At 62.0% G+C, this 4,970-nt stretch carries 4 protein-coding genes and 2 pseudogenes; 3 read left to right on the forward strand and 3 right to left on the reverse strand.

Annotated features, from left to right (window positions below):
• From GIW79_RS29300 to GIW79_RS29310, 3 genes and pseudogenes are all read left to right on the forward strand, one after another.
• Positions 1 to 202 (forward strand): annotated as a pseudogene (locus tag GIW79_RS29300) (BatB protein); the annotation flags it as partial.
• Complete coding sequence (locus tag GIW79_RS29305; protein ID WP_057975741.1) at positions 199 to 1,938, forward strand: tetratricopeptide repeat protein; 1,740 nt, start codon at positions 199 to 201, stop codon at positions 1,936 to 1,938. The pseudogene GIW79_RS29300 and the gene GIW79_RS29305, both read left to right, overlap by 4 nt.
• Positions 1,935 to 3,575, forward strand: coding sequence for a BatD family protein (locus GIW79_RS29310; protein WP_054897970.1), 1,641 nt, complete (start codon positions 1,935 to 1,937; stop codon positions 3,573 to 3,575). Before GIW79_RS29305 ends, GIW79_RS29310 begins: the two co-directional genes overlap by 4 nt.
• A gap of 76 nt (positions 3,576 to 3,651) precedes the next feature.
• Here GIW79_RS29310 and GIW79_RS29315 read toward each other — a convergent pair whose 3' ends face one another.
• The 3 genes and pseudogenes from GIW79_RS29315 to GIW79_RS29325 form a co-directional block, all read right to left on the reverse strand.
• A complete protein-coding gene (locus tag GIW79_RS29315; protein ID WP_236456466.1) occupies positions 3,652 to 4,044 on the reverse strand; it encodes a hypothetical protein in 393 nt (130 codons plus the stop codon).
• A gap of 170 nt (positions 4,045 to 4,214) precedes the next feature.
• Positions 4,215 to 4,436 (reverse strand): annotated as a pseudogene (locus GIW79_RS29320) (xylose operon transcription regulator XylR); the annotation flags it as partial.
• Between the two features lie 108 nt (positions 4,437 to 4,544).
• Positions 4,545 to 4,970, reverse strand: a 426-nt coding sequence (locus tag GIW79_RS29325) for a hypothetical protein (protein ID WP_236477475.1), incomplete at its 5' end; no start/stop codon positions are given.

Consider the following 4,970-nt stretch of genomic DNA (forward strand, 5'->3'; position numbering starts at 1 on the left):
GGCCCGCCCGGCCCAGGCGCTGTACAGCGGCCCATTGGCCTTGGCGTTGGTGTTGAGCCTGTTGCTGGTGATCCAGGAACGCTGGCCGAACAACGCTTTGCAACGAGCCTTCAATAGGCTATCGAGCAGGGGCATCTTTTTGCAGCAACACCCTGAATGGCGCCAGCGTCTGCAGCGCCTGCGTTTGCGGAGGCGTCGATGATCGCGCTGTGGCCGCACTGGTTGCGCCCCTGGTGGCTGTTGTTGCTGCCCCTGCTTGGCTGGTTGCTGTGGCAGTTGTGGCACCGGCAAAAGCGCGCCGGGCGCTGGCAGATGATCCTGCCGCCGGCGTTCCATGCCGAGTTGCTCAGTGGTGGCAATGGCCGCGAGAGTAAATCGCCGTGGGTGGTGCTCGGCATCGCCTGGCTGTTGGCCGTGCTCGCGCTATTGGGCCCCAGTTGGCAACGGGTTGAACAAGCCAGCCAGAAACCTTCCGACCCCTTGGTGGTGCTGCTGGAACTGACCCCGGAAATGCTCGCCACCGACAGCCCGCCCAACCGCCTGGAACAGGCACGGCGCAAGCTGTATGACTTACTGCAAGCGCGCACCGATGCGCAAACAGCCATCATCGTGTATGCCGGCAGCGCCCATACCCTGGTGCCGCTGTCCGATGACCTGGCCACCAGCCGCAACCTGTTGGAAGCCCTGCGCCCGTCGATCATGCCCGAGCCCGGCCATCGTGCCGATCTTGCCGTGGAAAAAGCCCTGGGCCTGCTCAAGCAAGGCGGTCTGGGCCAGGGGCGCCTGCTGCTGATCGGTTCCTCATTGTCCAAACAAGAGCGCCAAGGCATCCGCCTGCAACTGCAAAGTGCCCAGGCTCCAACGTTGTCGATCCTCGGCATCGGCAGTCGCGAAGGTACGCCGGTGACTCAGGAGAGCGGCGAATTCCTCAAGGACGACCAGGGCGCGATCCTGGTGCCGCGCCTCGACAGCCCGACCCTCAAGGCGTTCGCCAGCGAAATGGGCGGCCGCTACCGTGCGGCGCGCCTGGATGACAAGGACCTGCGCCAACTCGGCATGCTCGACAGCGCCCAAGCCCTGCGCGACGACGGCCAACGGCTGCGCCTGGACAGCTGGGCCGACCAGGGTTACTGGCTGCTTTTGCCGTTGTTGCTGCTGGCCGCGTGCGCCGGGCGTCGCGGCTGGCTGTTCTGCCTGCCCTTGCTGCTGATGGGCGCGCCGCAACCCAGCTACGCCTTTGGGCTGCAGGACCTGTGGCTTCGCCCCGACCAACAAGGCCAGTACCTGCTCAAGCACAAACGCCCGGCCGAAGCCGCCGAACACTTCCAGGACCCGCAATGGCAAGGCGTTGCGTTGTATGAAGCCGGCAATTACGCCGAGGCCATCAAGCGGTTTGCCCAAGGCAGCGACGCCTATTCCCACTATAACCGCGGCAATGCCCTGGCCAAGGCCGGTGAACTTGAAGCGGCCCTTGATGCGTATGAACAAGCCCTGGAAGCCCAGCCCGATTTGCAGCCCGCGCTGAAAAACAAAGCCCTGGTTGAAGCGCTGATGCAGGAGCAAGCGCAGCCCGAGCCGGACCCGCCCGCAAAAAACGCAGATGACGAAACCGCCCAACCCGGCCAAACTGCGCAACCGGGCACCAGCGCACAAACGGCCCAGGGCGGCGAGCAATCGTCCCACGGCCAGGGCGAAGCCGGTACCGCTGAGACTCAGACAGGCGCCGCGCCACAGCCAGGCGGTAATGAAGTGCCTGGCAGCGAACTGGGCGACGAGCAGACCACCACGCCGCCACTGCGCCCCGCCGACACACGCCTGGAAGGCGAGCGCCGCCAAGCACTGGAGCAATGGTTGCAGGAGATCCCGGACAACCCCGGCGAGCTGTTGCGCCGCAAATTCTGGTACGAACAGCAACAACATCAGGACACCACTCGATGAGCCGCCGCACCACCCTTTTGCTCCTGCTCGCGTTGTCGGCAGGCCACGCCCAGGCGGCGGACCTGGTCGCCAGCGTAGACCGCAGCCGCCTCAACTCCGGGGAAACGGTGGAGCTGACGGTGCAATCCAGTGATGTGACCCAGTTTGGCAAACCGGACCTGTCGCCCCTGGACGCGCAGTTCGAAGTCAGCGGCACCCGCCAGATCAACCAACTCACCACGCTGGACGGCGACAACCACGCCACCACCCGTTGGATCATCACCCTGCTGCCCAAGGTGAACGGCAACGTGGTGATCCCGCCGCTGCAGGTGGGCGCGCTCAAGACCCAGCCGATCACCCTGCAAGTGGTGGAAAGCGCCAGCCAGAACACCAGCGCCGAACTGGCCCCGGTGTTCATCGAAGCCAGCCTCGACCAGGCCAGCGTGTACGTGCAGGCCCAGGCCCTGTTGACCGTGCGCGTGTACCACTCGGTATCGCTGTATGACGACAGCAGCCTCACGCCCTTGCAGATACCGGATGCACGTGTCGAACAACTGGGCGAATCACGCACCTATGAAAAGGTCATCAACAGCATCCGCCATGGCGTGATCGAAACCCGCTACGCCCTCTACCCGCAACACAGTGGCGCCGTGGTGATTCCGGCGCAGACCTTCAGCGCTACCCTGGTGGAATCGCGACCGCCCCAGGAAAACACCCTGCAGGGCACCAAGCCGGGCAAGATGATTCACGTCAGCTCTGCGCCCCTGCCCTTGACGGTCAAACCCAAACCGGACGCCTACCCCGCCGACGCCCCCTGGCTGCCCGCGCGCAGCCTGACCTTGAGCGAAGGCTGGAACCCCACGCCGGACCACGTGCAAGTCGGCGACTCCCTGACCCGCAGCCTTACCGTGGAGGCCGAAGGCCTGTCCAGCGCACAGCTGCCGGCGCTGCCCGGCACCGAGGTCAACGGCCTGCGCCGCTACCCCGACCAACCAGTGATGGCTAACCGTACCAGCGACCGCGGCCTGACCGGCAGCCGTGAAGACCGCGAAGCCCTGGTGCCGACCCGCGCCGGCGAGCTGGAACTGCCCGCCGTGGAAGTGGTGTGGTGGAACACCCACGAAGATCATCTGGAACGCACCAGCCTGCCGGCGCGCACCGTGCAAGTGGCGGTGAACCCCAGCTTGGTGGTGGACACCCCGGCGACACCGACCATCATCACCGCCCCCGACGATGACCGCCTGTGGCTGTGGCAACTGAGCACACTGATACTGGCCTGCACCACCCTGCTGGGCTTTGGCCTGTGGTGGCGCGCACGCCGGCAACCGGCGGTACAACGCGCCGCGCAAACCGGCCCCAGCCCACGCACCCTGCTCGACGACCTCAAGCGCGCCACCCAGGCCAACGACCCTCATGCTACCCGCCAGGCCCTCGACGCCTGGGCAAGGCAACAGCCGGAAACGCTGGCCGACATGGCCGCGCGGTTTGTGCCGCTGTCCGATGCCCTGGATGGGTTGAATGGCGCGTTGTATAGCGAAAGCGGCCAGTACTGGCTGGGTGACGACCTGTGGCGTGCCATCAAGGCGATCCCCGTGGCCGAGCGCGAGCAAGACCCGGCCACCGACACCACCAGCTTGCCGCCGCTCTACCCCAAGTAACCCAGCCTCGACCAACACCACAAAACCCCTGTGGTAGCTGGCTGCGTTTAGTGCAGCCGGGGCACGTCCGCTCGATCTACCTGAACGCCAACAAAATCGCTACACCTGCCATCCAAAGGAAGCAAGTCGACATGAGCATCATCTTGATGATCAGATGCCTCCTCAGGCGCGGAGGAAAATTGGCAAGATCCACGGGGTCTATCTCCCCAATAATGAGCGAAGCCCTCGGCCACACCACCATTCCAGCAATTTTAGATATCTCCAGGAGCGACCAAATCACCCCGCGTTTTCCCAGGCTTGGCCCCCAGAGATAAATGTAATGGCTATTTTTCAGAGCCTCCTTGATGGCTTCAAGGTGGCACCGACTCAGGTACAGACTGTATGCGACACCAGCCATGCCGAGCAGGCCCGGTACACCTCCAACAACCCAGAAAGCCAACCAGGATGTCCAAAAATCTCCCGATGTCATGGCAGTGTTTTCTCGTACGAAATTTCTCCGCTGACTTCCCCGGCCTTCCCACTGATAGTCGTACCCGCCCAGGCGCCAGCTCCTACTAAAGCAGCAGCACAAACGACCCCGCCTATACCTGTAGACACACCAAGCGCCAAGCAGATCGAACCACTGATATAACTGACGAACGCACCACCTGCCGCACCGCCAATCAGCGGGTCATCGAAGTCAGCAATGATCCCATCGCCCTGCCAACGCTCGATACCGCGCAGGCGGTAGAGGAAGTCTTCTTCCAGGAACAGGTCCCAGGATGCAAGGGTGCTGCTCAGGTAGTTGCCGATGCCAGCGATTATGCCGCGGTCGTAGATTATGCCGCTGTTGAACAGCAAGGCGATGCGGTGAACGGGCAGGCTTCAATTTGAGGTTTGCCTCGGCACAGCCACCGGGAACCCAATGATAGATCAGAGGCATGGGTGGAAAGTGCCGAGAGCCTTCAAGTTAAAAATTTCACCGCAGAACTACCTGAACTTCAGCAGAGCAACCCCGATCAACATCCATATGAAGGCGATGATCATCGTTTTCAGATTAAGGGTAATTCGGAGCTTTAAGTGAGGTGGGAAATTTTCAAGATCGGTTGGGTCCAGCTCTCCATTAATGAGAGAAGCTTTTGGCCACAGTAGCATTCCCGAGATTTTACCCATCTCTAAGAGTGACCAAATCAAGCCTCGTTTTCCAAGGCTTGGCCCCCAGATATAGATATAACGACTGTGCTTTAAGGCCTCCTTTATGGCGTCCATGTGACGATGGGTCAGGTACAGGCTGTATGTAAGGGTCAAAGTTGCAAGTAACATTGGCCCCCCTAGAAAAGAGATCGCAACCCAAAGAGGCCAAGTGTCGATACTGCTCATGGTTGATTTACTTGGTAGAGTTTTTCTCCAATAGCT

It is taken from the genome of Pseudomonas sp. PA-7-1E, assembly GCF_021605325.1.
Taxonomy (GTDB): domain Bacteria; phylum Pseudomonadota; class Gammaproteobacteria; order Pseudomonadales; family Pseudomonadaceae; genus Aquipseudomonas; species Aquipseudomonas fluorescens_BV.

What these genes read in the sequence shown, in the direction of transcription:
- GIW79_RS29315 (WP_236456466.1), bottom strand. Translation starts at nt 4,044, where the DNA reads ATGACATCGGGAGATTTTTGGACATCCTGGTTGGCTTTCTGGGTTGTT.
- GIW79_RS29310 (WP_054897970.1), top strand. Translation starts at nt 1,935, where the DNA reads ATGAGCCGCCGCACCACCCTTTTGCTCCTGCTCGCGTTGTCGGCAGGC.
- GIW79_RS29305 (WP_057975741.1), top strand. Translation starts at nt 199, where the DNA reads ATGATCGCGCTGTGGCCGCACTGGTTGCGCCCCTGGTGGCTGTTGTTG.